The 18,410-nt window shown below is 58.9% G+C and carries 15 protein-coding genes and 1 pseudogene; 2 read left to right on the forward strand and 14 right to left on the reverse strand.

From position 1 onward, the window contains the following. Positions 1-12 precede the first annotated feature (12 nt). Together NBV64_RS01875 and NBV64_RS01880 are read left to right on the forward strand one after the other, a co-directional pair. Positions 13-1,245, forward strand: coding sequence for an ABC transporter substrate-binding protein (locus NBV64_RS01875; RefSeq protein WP_250756571.1), 1,233 nt, complete (start codon positions 13-15; stop codon positions 1,243-1,245). Further along, complete coding sequence (locus tag NBV64_RS01880; protein WP_250756572.1) at positions 1,245-2,021, forward strand: ABC transporter permease; 777 nt, start codon at positions 1,245-1,247, stop codon at positions 2,019-2,021. Before NBV64_RS01875 ends, NBV64_RS01880 begins: the two co-directional genes overlap by 1 nt. A gap of 133 nt (positions 2,022-2,154) precedes the next feature. On the opposite strand, the gene NBV64_RS01885 is transcribed toward NBV64_RS01880, so the two are convergent. The 14 genes and pseudogenes from NBV64_RS01885 to NBV64_RS01950 all read right to left on the reverse strand — a co-directional run bounded on the left by NBV64_RS01885 (position 2,155) and on the right by NBV64_RS01950 (position 18,297). Then, a complete protein-coding gene (locus tag NBV64_RS01885) occupies positions 2,155-3,129 on the reverse strand; it encodes a carbon-nitrogen hydrolase family protein (RefSeq protein ID WP_250756573.1) in 975 nt (324 codons plus the stop codon). Positions 3,130-3,274: 145 nt separating this feature from the next. Then, entirely contained in the window at positions 3,275-5,563 is a 2,289-nt protein-coding gene (locus NBV64_RS01890; protein ID WP_250756574.1) for an NADP-dependent malic enzyme, read from the reverse strand. A 29-nt stretch (positions 5,564-5,592) separates the two neighbouring features. Then, on the reverse strand, positions 5,593-6,510 hold the full coding sequence (cysM, locus tag NBV64_RS01895; RefSeq protein ID WP_250756575.1) for a cysteine synthase CysM: 918 nt from the start codon (positions 6,508-6,510) through the stop codon (positions 5,593-5,595). A gap of 48 nt (positions 6,511-6,558) precedes the next feature. Further along, positions 6,559-7,416: a methylenetetrahydrofolate reductase gene (locus tag NBV64_RS01900; RefSeq protein ID WP_250756576.1), complete on the reverse strand. Its 858-nt coding sequence runs from the start codon at positions 7,414-7,416 to the stop codon at positions 6,559-6,561. A 79-nt stretch (positions 7,417-7,495) separates the two neighbouring features. Beyond that, the gene (locus NBV64_RS01905) at positions 7,496-8,710 is read right to left on the reverse strand and encodes an MFS transporter (protein WP_197541233.1); all 1,215 of its coding nucleotides are present in this window, start codon (positions 8,708-8,710) and stop codon (positions 7,496-7,498) included. Next, positions 8,707-9,669: a 4-hydroxy-tetrahydrodipicolinate synthase gene (dapA, locus tag NBV64_RS01910; protein ID WP_003460355.1), complete on the reverse strand. Its 963-nt coding sequence runs from the start codon at positions 9,667-9,669 to the stop codon at positions 8,707-8,709. Before dapA ends, NBV64_RS01905 begins: the two co-directional genes overlap by 4 nt. 21 nt (positions 9,670-9,690) lie before the next feature. Then, on the reverse strand, positions 9,691-10,914 hold the full coding sequence (locus tag NBV64_RS01915; protein WP_250756577.1) for an acetylornithine/succinyldiaminopimelate transaminase: 1,224 nt from the start codon (positions 10,912-10,914) through the stop codon (positions 9,691-9,693). Continuing rightward, entirely contained in the window at positions 10,911-12,032 is a 1,122-nt protein-coding gene (gene hisC / locus NBV64_RS01920) for a histidinol-phosphate transaminase (RefSeq protein WP_250756578.1), read from the reverse strand. The genes NBV64_RS01915 and hisC overlap by 4 nt, the downstream gene beginning before the upstream one ends. 21 nt (positions 12,033-12,053) lie before the next feature. Continuing rightward, a complete protein-coding gene (gene serC / locus NBV64_RS01925; RefSeq protein ID WP_250756579.1) occupies positions 12,054-13,154 on the reverse strand; it encodes a 3-phosphoserine/phosphohydroxythreonine transaminase in 1,101 nt (366 codons plus the stop codon). A gap of 73 nt (positions 13,155-13,227) precedes the next feature. Then, the gene (locus NBV64_RS01930) at positions 13,228-13,374 is read right to left on the reverse strand and encodes a DUF2474 domain-containing protein (protein WP_084002079.1); all 147 of its coding nucleotides are present in this window, start codon (positions 13,372-13,374) and stop codon (positions 13,228-13,230) included. Then, a complete protein-coding gene (gene cydB, locus NBV64_RS01935) occupies positions 13,375-14,382 on the reverse strand; it encodes a cytochrome d ubiquinol oxidase subunit II (protein WP_250756580.1) in 1,008 nt (335 codons plus the stop codon). 15 nt (positions 14,383-14,397) lie between these two features. After that, positions 14,398-15,813 carry a cytochrome ubiquinol oxidase subunit I gene (locus NBV64_RS01940; protein ID WP_250756581.1) on the reverse strand — a complete coding sequence of 472 codons (1,416 nt, stop codon included), beginning with the start codon at positions 15,811-15,813 and terminating at the stop codon, positions 14,398-14,400. A gap of 8 nt (positions 15,814-15,821) precedes the next feature. Then, positions 15,822-16,301 (reverse strand): DUF934 domain-containing protein, encoded by a 480-nt coding sequence (locus tag NBV64_RS01945; protein WP_003460364.1) that lies wholly within the window; start codon positions 16,299-16,301, stop codon positions 15,822-15,824. Then, a pseudogene (locus tag NBV64_RS01950) lies at positions 16,288-18,297 on the reverse strand (DUF2849 domain-containing protein). The gene NBV64_RS01945 and the pseudogene NBV64_RS01950 overlap by 14 nt, the downstream one beginning before the upstream one ends. Positions 18,298-18,410: the final 113 nt, after the last annotated feature.

The following is an 18,410-nucleotide window of genomic DNA, read 5'->3' on the forward strand; positions in this document are numbered from 1 at the left end:
AGGACTCACAGCATGACCCGCTACGACCGCTACCTTCACATCTGCAGCAGCAGTAGCTGCGATTGCCACCTGACCCGCCGCGACGTCTTGCGGCTTGGCGCTCTGACTGCCGCCACTGCGATGGCACCTTTGCTAACCCTGCGCGATGCACGCGCACAGGCCTTCAAGGGTGACGACAAGCCGGTCCGCATTGGATACCTGCCCATAACCGACGCAACCACGCTGCTGGTGGCTCACGGACGCAAGCTATACGAAGCCGAGGGCTTGCGTACCGAGCAGCCCCGGCTCTTTCGCTCTTGGGCGCAGCTGGTCGAGGCATTCATCGCAGGTCAGGTCAACGTCATTCATATGCTTTCGCCCGCAACGCTTTGGATGCGTTATGGAACGAAGTTTCCGGCCAAGGTTGTCGCCTGGAATCACATGAGTGGTTCGGCGCTGACCGTGCTGCCGGGCATCGGATCGGTTTCAGACCTTGGGGGCAAGGTGGTTGCGATCCCTTTCTGGTATTCGATCCACAACGTTGTTCTGCAGCGCATGCTGCGCGAGAACAAGTTGGAAGTCGTAAGCCGCCCTCGAGATACTGCCCTGAAGGACCATGAAGTCAACCTCATCGTGCTCCCACCTGCCGAAATGGTCTCGGCACTCGCCAACAAGAGCATTGCCGGCTTCATCGTCGCCGATCCGTTCAACGCGGCCGCCGAATCGCTGGGCGTTGGTAAGGTGCTGCGCTTTACCGGAGATGTATGGAAGGATCATGCATGCTGCGTGTTGACGCTGGCTGAACAAGACATCGCCGAAAGACCCGAGTGGGTCCAACGTGTCACCAATGCCGCGGTCAAGGCACAGCTCTGGATTCGTGATCACGGTGGCGACACAGCCAAGCTACTGGCACGCGACGGCGAGGGAAAGTACACCCCGCACAACCTTCCCGTGCTGGAGAAGGTCCTATTACCCAATGCCTACCGTCCCTACGAGGATTCGGGCGTCCTGCGTCACAAGGATTGGCAGCAGCGTCGCATTGATTTCCAACCCTACCCATTCCCGAGCTACACCGAGCAACTGGTCGAGTCGTTGCGCGTAACCCGTGTCGAAGGCAACGCGGACTTCCTCGCGAAACTCGACCCAGCCTTCGCCGCGCGCGACCTCGTCGACGACCGCTTCGTGCGAAAGGCGATTGAGCAGGTCGGTGGCTTGCAGGCATTCGGTGTCGAAGGGGGTTGGACTCGGAAAGAGGTGCTTGGTTGATGGGCGGTGGACGCACGCTCCAACGACAGCTGCTTTTGCCGCTCGGCGGGCTGGCGGCAGCCGTCGCATTATGGGCGGTGGGAATCCTAGCGCTTGAGGCGCGCACGCCGATCGCACATGCGTTCTCGCCGGCCGCCAGCGGCAAGGCTCTGCTGGGGCTGCTGGGTAGCGGGGAGCTTTGGCCTCATGTGGTTGCAAGCCTGAAGCGAGTTGCGTTGGGCATCCTGTTCGCTGTCCTGCTCGGCGTGCCCGCAGGCTTGGCACTGGGCATGTCACATGCCTTCCGGCAGGCCGTCACGCCGCTATTTCAGCTGCTGCGGATGATCTCTCCTCTGTCCTGGATGCCTCTGGCGGTCATGGCGCTGGGTATCGGTGATGCCCCAGTGGTGTTCCTGCTGGTCTTCGCCGCAGTCTGGCCGATCCTGCTAAACACTGCCGCGGGTGTTGCTGCGATGGATCCGAACTGGCTGCGACTGGCCAAGAGCCTGAGTGCGACACGCACGGAGATTGTTGTCCAGGTAGTGCTGCCGGGCGTGGTGACCCATGTACTGACCGGATTCCGCCTGGCGATCGGGATCATCTGGATCGTTCTGGTGCCCGCAGAAATGCTGGGCGTCGCATCGGGGATTGGCTATTTCATCCTCGACACGAGAGACCGCCTGGCCTATGACGAATTGATGGCAACGATCGTCGTGATTGGCATCTTGGGCTATGCGCTCGATGCGGCTGCCAGGATAGGCTACCGCCTTTGGACACGCGATCCCGCGAGTTCCTGACATTTGTTCGCGCTTGCCTACCGCCTATCGGTTCTACACGTGGGCGGAGGTGCACGCCGTAACGACTAAGTAGCGCGCCATGTGCGGTGCGATTTTGTCCAGGGACGGTACGCAGCAGACTCGGCCCCCGTTTCTACTCCAAGGGCTCTGAAACTGCTGTGCGAGGAACCTCGTCGGTGAACGAGACCGGCACGAGTGGCTGCCTGTTCACCCGCAACTGAAACACGTCGGGTCGAGCGTAGTGACCAACTACGTCAAGATCGAATTTCCCACGTGAAATAGTGCTGACATCGATCTCAGCGAGAAAGACACCCTCCTCGTCAAAGGTTGGGGCGACCAAGACCTTCCCGAGCGGATCAATAATGCATGAGCCACCTCGAATAAGAACCGTTTTCTCCGGTCCTTGCGTCTTGGCACTATGACCGCTCGGGAAGTCTTCCGAAGTCATGTATTGGCAGGCCGATATCACGAAACACCTCCCTTCCAATGCAATAGTTTGCATCGTGGGAAGCCATGTTTCGCGAGCATCGACGGTGGGAGCGCAGTAAAGCTGCACGCCTTGGGCATACATCGCCGTACGCAGAAGGGGCATGTAATTTTCCCAGCAGATCACTGCACCGAGCTTGCCCAGTTCGGTATCTAGGACTGGCAATGTCGAGCCGTCGCCAAAGCCCCAAACGAGACGCTCCAAGGCTGTAGGCATCAACTTGCGGTGCTTGCCTAGATATTGGCCCTCAGGCCCGTAGAAGAAGACGCTGCAATAGAGCGTTCCACCCGCGCGCTCTATAACTCCCACCACCAGATACACTTTACTAGAGCGGGCCGCTCCAGACAGGACATCAGATTCGGGCCCATGTTCCTCAATGGCTCCTTCGAAGTAGCGACGAAATTCATCCCTCCCTTCATCACTTCGAGTTCCAAGCCGCGCTCCAAAGTCGAGGCCCTTGGGATATCCACCAATAAACGCTTCCGGAAACACGACGAGCTTAGCGCCTTGTCTCGCTGCCCTGTTTGTCAGCTGCACCAGTTTTTCCAAGGTCGCCGGAGTGTCGTATACAACAGAGCCGGCTTGAACAACCGCTGCTTGAAAAGTCTCATTATTTGACATAGCTATCTCTCCTAGAAATGGCCCGCCATTCACTTCAGACAGCGGGGGATAAACACATCGTAGTGATGATTCGAGATTTACAAACGCAACGCTTGATATCGGAGACGCGAAGCGCTAGGGCCGGCACCGACATCGACATGCCGCCTCACTCGGTTCGGTTGGCATCGATAATCGTTAACGCTGTCATATTGACGATCCGCCTTACCGTTGAGCTTGACGTGAGGATATGCACCGGGGCTCGGGCACCCAACAGGAACGGCCCGACTGCAACATTGCTGCCCGCAGCCGTTTTGAGTAGGTTGTATGCGATGTTGCTGGCATCCACGTTGGGGCAGACCAGCAGGTTGGCCGAGCCCTGCAGCGGCGAGCTGGGCAGCAGGCGTTGACGCAGCGCAGCATCCAGTGCGCAGTCGCCGTGCATTTCGCCATCAACTTCCAACTCGGGCGCAGCCGCACGGATCAGTTCTAGCGCCTGGCGCATTTTCTTGCCGGAGGCCGAGCTGTCCGATCCGAAATTTGAGCGTGACAGCAAGGCCACCTTGGGTTCCAAGTTCAGGCGGCGCATCTCTTCAGCAGCGAGCACTGTGAACTCGGCGATCTGTTCTGCCGTCGGGTCGTCGTTGACGTGGGTATCGACCAGCGCCACCGTGCGGCCTTCTAGCAGCAGGATGTTCATCGCAGCGTAGTTCGTGACGCCGTCCTTTTTGCCTAGAACCTGGTCGATGAAACGCAGGTGGTCGTGATAGCCGCTGACCGTTCCGCAGATCATGCCGTCGGCGTCACCCAGGTGAACCATCATGGCGCCGATCAGCGTCAGGCGGCGGCGCATTTCAACGCGCGCCATTTCCTTGGTGATGCCACGGCGGCACATCATTTCCCAGTAGGTCGTCCAGTACTGGTTGAACCGTTCATCGTGCTCGGGATTGGTTACCTCGACATCATGGTCGAGCTTGAGGCGCAGGCCGAACTTCTCGATGCGAGACCGCAGTACGGATGGGCGGCCTACCAGAATGGGGCGTGCCAGCTTTTCGTCAACGATGACTTGGACGGCCCGCAGGACGCGCTCGTCCTCGGCCTCTGTAAAGACGATGCGCGCCCGCCCGCCGTTGGTCACGAGTTGCTTGGCCGCGGCGAACAGCGGTTTCATGAAAGCGCCAGAGTGATAGACGAATTGCTGAAGTTGGGCTCGGTAGGCGTCGAGGTCAGCCAGCGGGCGCGTAGCCACGCCGTCATCCATGGCAGCCTTGGCCACGGCCGGTGCAATCCGGACGATTAGGCGAGGGTCAAATGGCTTGGGAATCAGATATTGCGGGCCGAACGAGAGGCCGTAGGAGCCATACGCGGCTGCGACGACGTCGTTTTGCTCTTCCTGAGCGAGGTCGGCGATGGCATGGACGGCGGCTTTTTCCATTTCACGAGTAATCGTCGTCGCGCCCACGTCCAACGCACCGCGGAAGATATAGGGGAAGCACAGCACGTTATTGACCTGATTCGGGTAATCCGAACGTCCCGTCGCCATGACGATGTCATCGCGCACAGACAGCGCGGCTTCCGGCAGGATTTCAGGGTTGGGGTTGGCCAGAGCCAGTATCAACGGGCGCGGCCCCATGGCGGCTACCATCTCCGGTTTCAATACGTCGCCGGCCGACAGACCCAGGAAAACGTCGGCACCCTCGATCACCTCGATCAGCTTGCGTGCCTCGGTCTTTTGCGCGAAGCGCACTTTGTCCGGGTCCATCAACACGGTGCGACCTTCATAGACCACACCCTCGATGTCGGTCACCCAGATGTTCTCCAGCGGCAGGCCCAAGTCCACCATCAGGTCCAGGCAGGCCAGGGCTGCAGCGCCCGCACCGGACGTGACGACCTTGACCTTCTTGATGTCCTTGCCCACGACCTTCAGGCCATTGATGAACGCAGCCGATACGGTGATCGCGGTCCCGTGCTGGTCGTCATGGAATACGGGAATTCGCATGCGCTCACGCAGCTTGCGTTCGACAACGAAACACTCAGGAGCCTTGATGTCTTCGAGGTTGATACCGCCAAAAGTCGGCTCAAGGCCCGCGATGATTTCCACCAGTTTGTCGGGGTCGGTCTCGTTGATCTCGATGTCGAACACATCCAAACCGGCGAACTTCTTGAAGAGCACCGCCTTGCCTTCCATGACGGGCTTGGAGGCAAGCGCACCGATGTTTCCCAGTCCAAGCACCGCGGTTCCGTTGGTGATCACTCCTACCAGGTTGCCGCGGCCGGTGAAGCGGAAGACGTTGGCGGGGTCCGAGACGATTTCCTCGCATGCGGCGGCTACGCCTGGCGAATAGGCTACTGCTAGATCTCGCTGTGTCACCAGCGGCTTGGTAGGCGTCACCGAGATTTTTCCCGGTACGGGAAACTCGTGGTAATCCAGGGCGGCCTGTCTGTCGGTTGTGTTCATTTCAGTTTTTCTTCCTATCGGTTCCAGGATCACGATTTCGTGTGTGGGAAAAGGCCCGTCGATAGGTAGCGGTCGCCCCTGTCGCACACGACGAAGACGATGGTTGCGTCTTCCACCTTCTTCGAAATTTCCAGCGCCGCCCAGCAAGCACCACCCGACGACGCTCCACAAAAAATGCCTTCTTGCTTGGCGAGCCTTCTTGCCATGTCCTCGGCATCTGTTTGGTGGACATTGATCAATTCATCCACTGCCTCTGGACGGAAGATGCTGGGGCGATATGCCTCTGGCCACTTTCGAATACCGGGGATGCGGGAACCTTCCTCGGGCTGAACGCCGACGATGCGTATTCCCGGATTTACTTCCTTGAGATATCTCGACACTCCGGTGATCGTTCCGGTCGTACCCATGGCGCTGACGAAGTGCGTGATTCGTCCCTGGCTCTGTCTCCAGAGCTCCGGGCCTGTCGTTTCGTAGTGAATGAGTGGGTTGTCGGTATTGCCAAACTGGTCAAGGACCCGCCCGCGACCTTCCTGCTGCAGTCGGGTCGCCGCATCGCGCGCATACTCCATCCCGCCTTCCTTTGGCGTGAGCAGAACATCGGCTCCGAAGGCTTTCATGGTTTGAATGCGCTCGACGGAGCTGTCCTCTGGCATGAGGATCAGCATCTTGTAGCCGCGGATCGCAGCCACCATCGCCAACGCGATTCCTGTGTTTCCAGACGTAGCCTCGATCAGGGTGTCGCCAGGATGGATGTCTCCACGCTGTTCCGCGCGACGAATCATGGATAGCGCGGCCCGATCCTTGACTGAGCCTCCGGGGTTGTTCCCTTCCAGTTTCCCGAGGACAGTGTTTCTTCTTGGCCGATTGCTTTGCGCGTCCACATGCTCGAGTGCGATCAGTGGCGTGTTTCCGATTTGGTCCTCAAGAAGGCTGTGACGTACGTCCATATAGTTTTCATCTCCAACGCGTTGAAAGGCATTCCATCTTCATTGGCATCAATGAAGCCAACGACTCTTTTCCTCCCAGCCGTTGAACCATTGGAGCGCTTTCTCCAAGTTGCCCAATGGGTAGAGGTGCAAGCTCAGCGGGCCCAGGTCGAGGCGTTCGGTACTCTCGAGCAACTCAGTCAGAAACCGGTCTGGCCCAGCCGAGTTCAACAGGGATGTCGTCTCCCATCCGTAACGCTGGAGCAACTCAACAGAAGTTCTGACGCGACAGAGCTTGGCAAACTTGAGTATTCCGGAGACACCGGCTGGACTGGGGATGCCAATTCGAATCGGCGCTTTTATGCCTATTCCCCTGACTCGCTGAATCCAGGCGATGACGGCCAGAGCATCGAATGAAAGCTGGGTGGTGATTTCCACATGCAGCCCCTTGGCCTTCAACGCCTCCACCTTGCGTTGCAGGCTATCCAAAAGAATGGCGCCTTCTATACGTGGATGCCCCTCTGGGTAGCCGGCGATACCGATGGCACTGATATTGGTCTCATCCAGGTATGACCCATTAATCACGTCCAGTGAGTCCCTGAATGGCCCACGTGGCACGGCTGGGTCGCCTCCGACAAGGAAGAGGTCTCTTACCCCTTTGATCTGTACAGCCTGATGCAAAAACGAACGTAGTGCTCCTTCCGACGTGAATCGCCGTGCTGAAACAATCGGTCGTGGAGTGAGCCCCGACGATCGAAGCACATCGATCGCGACGATCCGCTCCTTGGCGGATTCCGCATCAATGAAAGCGATGTTGACCGAGGTGTTGGGAGGCAAATGGGACGCCATATAGGCGAAGCGAAGCGCACCGCCTGCTGTAGTTTCCAAGGAAGGCGTCTGGAAAATAGATGTGCGGACCGCATCCATAAGTATTCATCTCGGGCAAAGTGTTCGTGGGCTCAGGCCACTTGGTGGTAGGGACGGAGTGAGAGATCGCTCACCATTGCTACGGTTTCGGTGTTTCGTTGCGAAACAGGCGGATTGCGATCAGCGCCAGCACCGCCTCGACCGCGGCAAACATCCCGAAAGCAATGGGAAATCCTGCGTCCATGAGCTGACGAAAAGCGAGGCTACCGATCCCGAAGCCAAGAAACAGGGTGCACACGTTCAAGCCCATTGCCTGGCCGGGCCGGTCGCGTCCCACATCCGTGACGATTCCTGCAAGGAGAGGCTGGGTCATGTCATACCCGAGCGAGAGCATGACGACGGGCAGCAAGAACCAGGCAAGTGGCAGATCCTCAACCAACATCAGTACCGCAATCGTGCTCAACCCAAGCCCGAGGGGAAGCAATCGTCCGCGGCCGAACCTGTCGGCGGCACGCCCAATCAGCGGTCCGAGTAGTAAGCCAGGGACCCCGTAGCCAAGGAGTGCAATGCCAATATGCTGCGGCGACAGGCCGTATCTCTGGTCAAGATAGACAGCTAGCCAGGTGAAGACGCCAGAGTGGAACATCGAGTTCACCAGCACGTAGCCATAAGTGCGGGCACCCCGAGGACTTCTAAGCAACTCCCCATAGCCGGTGAGGACAGAGGAGAAGGTCATCGGCGGCATCTTCATTCCCCGCGATAGCCATTCGCGTCTGCACCACAGCAGAACGAGCGTAAGCGATGCCATGCAGGCGACGAGGACCATGACACCTTGCCAGCCAATGGCAGGAGAGATCACCACGCCAAGAGGGGCCCCCACTGCCATGCCGCCGGCCATGGCACCGAAGATCCATCCCAGGGGCCGGCCGCGCTCGGCGTAGGGATACAGCTTGGCCACGACCACCAATGCAAGGGGGACGATTCCGCTTGCCGCAACACCGGTGATCGCGCGCAATATGATCAGGGTCTCAACGGTCCTGCTCAACGCCGTTGCGAGCACCAGCAAGACGAAGAGCGCGAGGGAGCTCAGCATGACCTTGCCAATACCCAGGCGATCAGCGAGCAGGCCAGTGACGAGTGTCGCGATCCCGTAAGGGATCAGGTACGCCGGCACGGCCAAACCAGCTTCGCGCGCCTCTACCTTGAAGAACGACGCGAGTTCGGGAAGCATCGGTGCGATCGCGTAGGCCTGGAAGAAAACGACAAAGGTCGCGAACGCCAAGAGCACCAAAAGTCGTTCCCGGCCTGCCTGGCCAGAATCGGAACTTGCCGCCATATCAATCGGGTGGCTCATTGGGAGGCTGGCGATCGACGTGCGGGAGGCGGATCGATCAGATCGAATCCGGGGCCCGGAGAATGCAGCCGAATTCCGGCGTCTCCCATGGCGCTGGTCACTGTATCGACGTACTGTGCCGACAACGGGGTGAGCGGCAGACGCATGCCCTCGGGGATCAGGCCCATCCGCGCCATCGCCCATTTCACCGGAATCGGGTTGGACTCGATGAAGAGCGCTTGATTGATGGCCGCCATCCGGCGGCTCAAGCTACGGACAGTTGCGAGGTCGCCTGCCAGAGCAGCTGTACAAAGCTCGTGCATGCGGGTCGGCAGGATGTTGGCCGTGACCGAGATATTTCCCTTCGCTCCCATGAGGATCAGTGCCGCGGCCGTCGCGTCGTCGCCACTGTAGATAGAGAAACTCGGCGGCAGCCGGTGCAAGAGTTCGTTTGCGCGTCCGATGTCTCCTGTGGCGTCCTTCAGCCCGACGACGCCGTCGACTTCGGACAGCGCCAGAATGGTTTCCACCGTCATGCTGGTGATCGTGCGGCTTGGAACGTCGTACAGAATCACTGGACCGTCGCCGGCCTCGACCACAGCGCGAAAATGTTGATAGATGCCGGCCTGCGTGGGTTTGTTGTAGTAAGGGACCACGGAGAGGCAGGCAGCAACACCAACCTTCTGTGCTGCGCGTGTCAGTTCGATGGCTTCGCTGGTCGAATTCGCACCGGTACCCCCGATGATGGGGATGCGACCTGCTGCATGTTCCACCGAGACTCGTATCAACTCGATATGGTCGTCGGTCGAGATCGTTGCCGTCTCTCCGGTCGATCCCATGATGACCAGCCCATCAGTGCCCTGTTCGATGTGCCAATCGATCAGCTTTCGGAAGATGTCCCATTCAATGGCGCCGTCCGAGGTCATCGGCGTGACCAGCGCCACCAGGCTTCCGCATATGGCCGAATACTTTGTTCCCATGGTTTTATCTCCTGCCTAAATTCACATCGCCACCGGTTCTCTGGATAGCTGCTTTACAGCTTTTGCCAGCCGGGCCAATCCTTCGTCGATCTCTTCGGTCTCAATGACCAAGCTGGGCGCAAGCCGAATCACATCCGGTCCTGCCTGCAACACCATCACGCCATGTTCAAGACAGCAGTCGATCACATGCTTTGCTTGGCCCTTCCAGCGATCAGTCAGCACGCAGCCAAGAAGCAAGCCGATGCCGCGCACTTCCTTGAACAGGTCGTAGCGCTTGCCGATAACGGTCAATGCCGAAACGAAGTGGGTATGCCGAATCTGGACGCCGCGCAACAGCTCGGGCCGGTCTATGAGCTTCAGTGCCGTCTCGCCTACTGCACATGCCAGCGGGTTGCCACCGAAGGTGCTGCCGTGGGTGCCAAGCTCCAGGTGTCTTGCGGCTTCCTTGGTGGCAAGCATCGCCGCCAACGGGAAGCCGCAACCAATGGCCTTGGCCAAGGTCATGACGTCCGGGACGACATCGAAGTGCTCGTATCCGAAAAGGGTTCCCAGGCGGCCCATGCCTGTCTGCACTTCATCGAATATCAAGAGCGCGCCATGGGTGTCGCAAAGTTCACGGGCGCGTTGCAGGTACGCGCGGCTGGCGGGAAAGACGCCGCTTTCCCCCTGCACTGGTTCAATCACGACAGCGCAGGTATGGCTTGATACGGCTGCCTCCAATGCCTGGATGTCGTTGAACGCGACATGCCGGATGCCCTTGATCGGCGGACCGAACCCTTCGGAGTACTTCGGCTGGCCCGCCACACTGACCGTGAACAGTGATCGGCCATGGAAACTGTTCAAGTTCGCAACGATCTCATGCTTGTCCTCGCCGCCAGTACGAACGCCGTAGCGTCTGGCGAGCTTGAATGCCGCCTCGTTGGCCTCAGCGCCGGAATTGGCGAAGAAGACCCGGTCGGCGAACGAGGCCTGCGTCAGTGCGTGGGCCAGCCGCATGGCCGGCTCGTTGGCGAAGATGTTCGATGTGTGCCAGAGACGCTGCGCCTGGAGCGTGAGCGCTTCAACAAGGTCCGGATGGCAGTGGCCCAAGGCATTGACTGCGATGCCACCGGCGAAGTCGATGTACTCAGTGCCATCCTGGTCCCAAACGCGTGCACCACGCCCGTCGACGGGAACGACGGACACGGGGGCGTAGTTGGGGACCATGACATGTTCGTAAAGGTCTCGCGATACGGCTGCATTCATTGCTGCACTCCTTCCCCCAAAATGCTTTCGAGCGTCGAGAGAAGCCGCGAATTTTCCGATTCGAGGCCCACCGAAATGCGGAGGTGATGGGGCATCCCGTAGCCGTCCATGGGCCGGACGATGATGCCTTTGGCCAGGAGCGCTTCGTAGATCGCTTTAGCGGGACGTTCAAAATCGACGGTGACGAAGTTCGTACGCGAAGGAATCCAGGCGACGCCCAACCGAGAAAAGCCATCCTGCAGCTGTTTCAAGCCCTGCCGGTTCACTTCACGCCCCCGTCGCAGATAGTCGTGATCATCAAGCGCGGCACAGGCACCCGCCAGCGCCAGGCTGTTGACGTTGAACGGCTGCCGGACCCGATTCAGTATCTCGGCGATCTGGGGCGACGATGCCGCGTAGCCGACACGCAATCCTGCCAGCCCGTAGGCCTTGCACAAGCTTCGGGTCACGATCAGGTTCGGATAGCGCGACAGATAGGCCAGACCGTCAGGCAAGGCCGGATCTTCCGCATATTCGATGTAGGCTTCATCCAGGACGACAAGTGTCTCAAGAGGAACCCTGTCCATGAACGCCTCGAACTGCGCACATTCAAACCATGTGCCGGTCGGGTTGTTTGGATTGGCGAGAAAGACGACGCGCGTGTCCTGGTCTATCGCTTTCAAGATCAGTTCGAGGTCGTTTCCCCACTCGCGAGCGGGTATCTCACGCACCTGCGCGCCGGCGGCAATCGTCGCGGACGCATAGACCGAGAAAGCGTACTGACTGAACACCGCATTGCGGCCGGCACAAAGAAATGCCTGAGCGATCGTGATTAACAGCTCGTTCGAGCCGTTGCCAAGAGTAAGCCCATCAGGGTTCAACCCGAACTTGTCCCGGATCTTGTTTTTCAACCGATATCCCGTGCCATCGGGATAGCGGGTAATGGTTTGAAGCGCCTGTTGAATCGCACGAAGAACATTCGGATTGGCGGCTAGGGGATTCTCGTTGCTCGCCAGCTTGATGATGCTTTCGGCGCTTCGCCCCGTCTCTCGTTCCAGTTCCTCAATGGCCTTTCCGGGTACATAGGGTGCCAGGCGATGAACCTCGCTGACGGCAAGCGACAGATAGTTGATAGTCACGATGAAAATAGTCCGTTGATGTTAGCCATGACGCTGTTCGAACTCAGCCATGTAGCCGGCCAGTGCCGTGACAGCGTCTTCCGAGACGGCGTTGTAGATCGAGGCCCGAATGCCACCTTTGGCCCGGTGTCCTTTCAAGCCCAGAAAGCCTTGCTCGGCGGCGCCGTCGAGAAATACCTTTTCAAGCGTTTGGTCGCAGAGCCGAAAAGGAATATTCATATGGGAGCGATCGGCATGCGATATGTCGTTGACATAGAAACCGCTGCGGTCGATTTGGTTGTAAAGGATGTCCTTCTTGCGCAGATTTCTCGCGCGCATGGCTTCCAACCCGCCGAGTGATTTGATCCACTGAAACACCAGACCTGACGCGTACCAGGCGAACGTCGCGGGTGTGTTGTACATGGAGTCATGCTCTGCGATCACGCCGTAGTTCAGGATGTCCGGGCAGTACGGATGGACGCGACCCAGCAGGTCCTCGCGGACGATCACCAACGTCATTCCGCTCGGGCCGATGTTCTTCTGCGCCCCTGCGTAGATCAGGCCAAATCGGGATACGTCCAGCGGGCCAGAGAGAATGTTTGCCGAGAAGTCCGCGACAAGTGGGATTTCATCGCCGATATCCGGTATCCAATGAAACTCCAGCCCATCTATGGTTTCGTTCGCGGTGTAGTGAAGATAGGCCGGCGCCGCGGAGATTCGCCATTCAGGCTCGCGCGGAATGGATTGCGGCGCAACGTCGCGGATCGAGGCTGCGATGTTCACCTCGGCATATCGACCAGCTGCGTCAATGGCCTTGCGGGACCAATGCCCGGTATCGATGTAGTCGCAAACCCGCGGTTCGTGGAGCAGATTCATGGGAATCTGGGAGAACTGTTGGGCGCCTCCGCCTTGCAGGAACAGAATCCGGTAGTGTTCAGGTACGCCCAGCAAGTCGCGCAGGTCCCTGCTCATCTGTTCCGCCATTTCCACGAAGTCGGGCGAGCGATGACTGACTTCCATGACGGAGGCACCAGTCTCACGCCAGTTGAACAGTTCAGTCTGAATCTGCGCCAGAACAGGTTCCGGGAGCGCAGCAGGTCCTGCGCTGAAGTTGTAGGCTCTTTTGGCCAGTTCCATCGTCATTCGGCTCTTTCAGTCGTGTTGCTCGAGAACTGCTGGACGTTTTGTCGCAGCAGCCGGTCTTTGTTTTGAAGCATCAGGTGCTCATCCCAACCAGGCGCATGACTAGTCGCATACCGAGCGCGACAATGCCCAGTGCAGCGACGCTGCAAAACCAGATCAAGATCAGCCATCCGACGCGCCGCAAGGTTTCGCGGCGCGGGTGAGTAGATGGGGCGCCCATTCAGTGGTACCCCTCGCCAACTTTGACCTTTCCGCGGAAGACGTAATAGGCCCACGCCGAATAGCCGAGGATCATGGGAATAATTAGCAGCGCCCCGACCAAGGTGAATCCCAGGCTTTCAGAAGGTGCCGCTGCATCCCAGATGGAAAGCGATGGAGGCACGATGCTGGGCCAGATACTGATGACAAATCCTGTGTAGCCCAGAAAAATCAGGACCAGTGACCAGACGAATGGCCCAGCATGAGGGTCGTCATTGAGCGTGCGCTGGATGTAGTACGTTGCAGCTGCTACGAGAACTGGAACCGGCGCGAAGAACCAGATGTTTGGCAGGCTGAACCATCGATCGGAAATCGCTTGATTGGCCAATGGCGTCCAGATCGAAGCAATGGCAATGGCCACCAACAAGGCAAATGTGGTCGGCTTGGCGATCCGGATCATCTGCCGTTGTAGGTCGCCTTCGGTCTTGAGCACGAGCCAAGTCGATCCCAATAGCGCGTAAGCAATGACGACCCCTATACCCGTAAAGACGGAGAACGGCGTCAGCCAGTCCATGATCCCGGCGGCTGAGCGACCTCCGACGATCTCAACACCGTCGATGAACGCCCCCAGGATCGCACCTTGGAAGAATGCAGCGACGAAAGAGCCCAGCATGAAGGCCTTGTCCCAGAATGGCTTGTGGGCTTCGTCGGCCTTGAAGCGGAACTCGAAGGACACCCCGCGCCAGATCAGCCCAAGCAGCATCAAGATGGCCGGAACATAGAAGGCGCTGAGCAAGATCGCGTAGGCTTTGGGGAAGGCCGCCATGAGGGCCGCTCCACCCAGCACGAGCCAGGTCTCATTGCCGTCCCAAACCGGCGCGACACTGTTGACCATGGCGTCGCGGTGGCTGCGGTCCTTGACGAATGGAAAGAGAATTCCGATCCCGAGGTCGAAGCCGTCGGCAATGACATACATCATCACGCCGAAGCCGATGATCAGAAGCCAGATCAGTGGAAGATCGATACCCATGTCACAGCTCCTTTTTCAAACGTCGGTCGAGGTGGGTTGAGCGGGGTCCGTGGCAGCGGAAAGCGGACGTGCAGGTCGCTGATCCAGTGCATCCCCATCGGGCGGGTTCTCGTTAGAGTCCGGGCCTCTTCCAATCAGCTTGAGCATGTAGCCAACGCCTGTCCCGAACACCGCTGCATACACCACAAGAAGCACGACCAAGGTGACACTAAGCGTCAGTGCCGAGTGGTTCGAGACCGCGTCTGCGGTGCGCATCAACCCATAGACGACCCACGGCTGGCGTCCAATTTCCGTGGTGTACCAACCGGCCAAAAGCGCAATCAGTCCCGAGGGTCCCATGAGCAGGGAAAATCGCAGCAGCGCACGCGATTCGTAGGCTCGCCGGCGCCAGTGCGACCAGGCGCTCCAGAGCGCAAGGACGAGCATCAACATACCCAACCCCACCATGACGCGGAAGGTCCAGAACACAATCGTCGCGTTGGGTCGGTCTTCTCGAGCGAACTCCTTCAACCCTGGGTACTGTCCGCTCCATTCGTGGGTCAGAATCAGGCTGCTAAGGTTCGGAATCTCGATTTTGTAGCGGGTGGTCTCGGCATCCATGTCAGGCCAGCCGAAGAGGATCAACGGGACACCTTCGCCTGGCTTGTTTTCCCAATGTCCTTCCATGGCAGCGACCTTCGCTGGCTGGTGTTCGAGCGTGTTCAGGCCGTGCAGGTCGCCGATGAAGACCTGAAGGGGAGCGATCACGAGCAGTGACCACAGGGCCATGGAGAACATTTTCTTGACCTCGCGCCCGCGGTTACCCTTGAGAAGATGCCAAGCACCCGACGCACCGACCAGTAGCGCGGTGGAGATGAACGCAGCCATCACCATGTGTGCGAGTCGATAGGGAAAGGACGGGTTGAAGATGACCGCGATCCAATCCACCGGTACCACCACGCCATTGATCACCTCGTGTCCCTGCGGCGTCTGCATCCAGCTGTTGGAGGCCAAGATCCAGGTGGCGGAGATCAATGTTCCAATCGCCACCATAACCGTGGCGAAGAAGTGCAGGCGTGGGCCGACCTTGTTCCAGCCAAACAGCATCACGCCGAGAAAGCCTGCTTCGAGGAAGAACGCCGTGAGGACCTCGTAGGTGAGCAGTGGGCCGGTAATGCTGCCGGCGAATTCGGAGTACTGGCTCCAGTTGGTGCCGAACTGGTAGGCCATCACCAGACCCGACACCACGCCCATTCCGAAGTTGACCGCGAAAATCTTGGACCAGAAGTGGTACAGGGTCTTGTAGACCGCATCCTGTTTTTTCAACCACAATCCTTCGAGGATGGCGAGATACGTTGCCAGCCCGATGGTGATGGCGGGAAAGATGATGTGGAACGTGATCGTGAATCCGAATTGAATTCGCGCCAGTTCGAGTGCAGTGAGGTTGAACATGGCTATACCTACCGATTCTGGGAGAGACGATCCAATAGTGTCCGTGGACGCGCCTTGGATTGATCCAGCGCCATCGCTGCCTCTTTCCATCGGACCAGCGGTATCGCTGCTTCGGCGAGCACGCTGGTGTACCCGCACTGGATCAGCATCGAGAATTGGTCAGGCAGCAACGGACCGGCAGCGCGGATGTCGCCGTCATAGCGATGACGCTCCCGAAGCACGCGCGCCAGCGTGAACCCTCGACCATCACGGGATTTAGGGAACTCGATGACGACCACGCGCGTTCGATTGAGCAAGGCAAGCAGGTCGGCGGGGTCTTGGTCTCCCGTGACCCAGACTCCAGTCGCGGTCTTTCCGAACAATTCCTGGTATGTGTCCCATTGCGATAACAGTACAACGCAGTGGTCGGCCTCGGTCAGTTCTTGATCGGCAGCCGGGTACTGATAGGGGTCTGCCAATGGCGTTCCCGCTGTGTCAATGAGTGTCATGAAGTGCCTCCTTGAACAGGCCGATCCCCACGCGACGATAGGTGTCGATGAAGGTTTCGTTCTCGCTGCGATTTTTGAGATAGATGTCGACAATCGCTTCGATGACGTCTGGAACGCTGTCGTAGCCCACCGAAGGGCCCAGGATCGTTCCGACCGCAGCGCTTTCGTCGGCGCTGCCGCCCAGGCTTATCTGGTAGGACTCCTTGCCGCTCTTATCCAGACCGAGGATGCCGATGTGGGCCACGTGATGATGCGCGCACGCATTGATGCAGCCCGACACATTGAGTTTGAGTTCACCGATTTCGCGCTGCTTGGCCTCCTCGAATCGCAGCGCAATACGCTGTGCAACGGGCACGGAGCGCGCTGTGGCCAGACTGCAGTAGTCCATCCCCGGGCAAGCGATGGAGTCCGATATGAGGCCGATATTGGGTGTTGCCAATCCCGCCCTACGCAGCGCCTTCCAGACCGTATAGAGCTGGCTGAGTTCCACATGGGGAAGCACCAGGTTTTGCTCATGAGACACACGAATCTCATTGAGTGAATAGGTTTCCGCCAGGTCGGCAAGCGCTACCATTTCTTCTGCACTGATGTCGCCGGGAATGCCCCCCGCAGGTTTGAGCGAGATCACGGCGCTTATATAGCCCGGGCATCTGTGCGGGTGCGTGTTGTTGCGAACCCAGTGGCCAAACTCTGGATCGGCCTCCAGCATGAGTTCGTGCTCCGGCGATACCGCAGAAAGTTCAGCGAAGTCAGGTGCCACGAATCGCTCACGAATGGCCTGAACGATATCGGGCTCGAGATACTGACGGTCTGCCGGAAGGTTGGTGAACTCATCCTCGATCATCTCGATGAACTTCGCAGGCTTGAGCTCGCGCACAAGGATCTTGATACGCGCCTTGTAGATGTTGTCCCGGCGCCCCAAGGTGTTGTACACGCGCAGGATTGCCTCTACGTAGCGCAGCAGCTCGCGCTCGGGCAGCCAGTCTCGGACTTTTGTGCCGACGATAGGCGTGCGTCCCAGGCCGCCGCCGGCATAGATCTGAAAGCCAACCTCGCCTGCGTCATTCTTTCTGGCGAGGATGCCTATGTCGTGGAACCGCACTGCAGCGCGGTCAACGGGGCTGCCGGTAATGGCGATCTTGAACTTGCGCGGCAGATAGGTGAACTCGGGGTGATCGGTGGACCACTGCCGCAATATCTCTGCATGCACCCGCGGATCGACCACTTCGTCCAGGGCGGCGCCCGCAAAATGATCGGTCGTGACGTTGCGAATGCAATTACCGCTTGTCTGGATGCAATGCAGGTCTGCGTCTGCGAGCACGGATAGAATTTCGGGCGAATCCGACAGGCGCGGCCAATTGAACTGCATGTTCTGACGCGTCGTGAAGTGGCCATAGCCCTTGTCGTAGGTCTTCGCCACGTAGGCCAACTGTCGCATCTAGATGGCGCTGAGCGTGCCATAGGGAATGGCCACGCGCAGCATGTAGCCGTGCAACTGCAGGTACAGGCCATTCATCAGTCTGTAGACCTTGAATGCCTCTTCGTCGAGCTCACCCGAAAGGCGCCGTGCAACTTGCTGCTCGAACTGCTGAGCGCGCGTCTTGAGGAACTCGCGCTCCGACGGGTCGTAGCGGTACACGCCCGCATGCGCGACCTCGACGGGCACGACAGGTCTCTCGCGAACGGTGCTGAGCACCCCCGCACTCTCGGCTTGCTTGCCGAGATCCGGACGTACGGAAGGGCCGCGAGATCGCAGCTGTTCGCGGTAGTCGATCGGTAGCGGCAGTCCTTCAACGATCTGGGCAGCGCGTGGTGTCGGCCCAACGATCAGATTCTGCCCAACCGCATGCTCAGCTGCGAGCTTGGCTCCTTCGAGGCGCTCATCGTCAAAGGCACAGGCCAGCTCCAGGGTATCGACCCATTCAAGAGCTTCGTTGAGCCACACGACCGCGCCATCGTCAAGCCGGTTCGCAGAGATCAGGTGGTGGTCTTTCATCGGGGTGCATCTCCATCACGGAACACTCGGCGCCGAGGACATGAAGACCCCCAACGCCACCTCATCGCCGGGCATGAGAACCATACAACTTTAAAACGTATGGTAAATATGAG

Origin of the sequence: Alcaligenes sp. DN25 (genome assembly GCF_023674485.1) — a bacterium.
GTDB classification, from domain to species: Bacteria; Pseudomonadota; Gammaproteobacteria; order Burkholderiales; family Burkholderiaceae_B; genus Alcaligenes; species Alcaligenes phenolicus.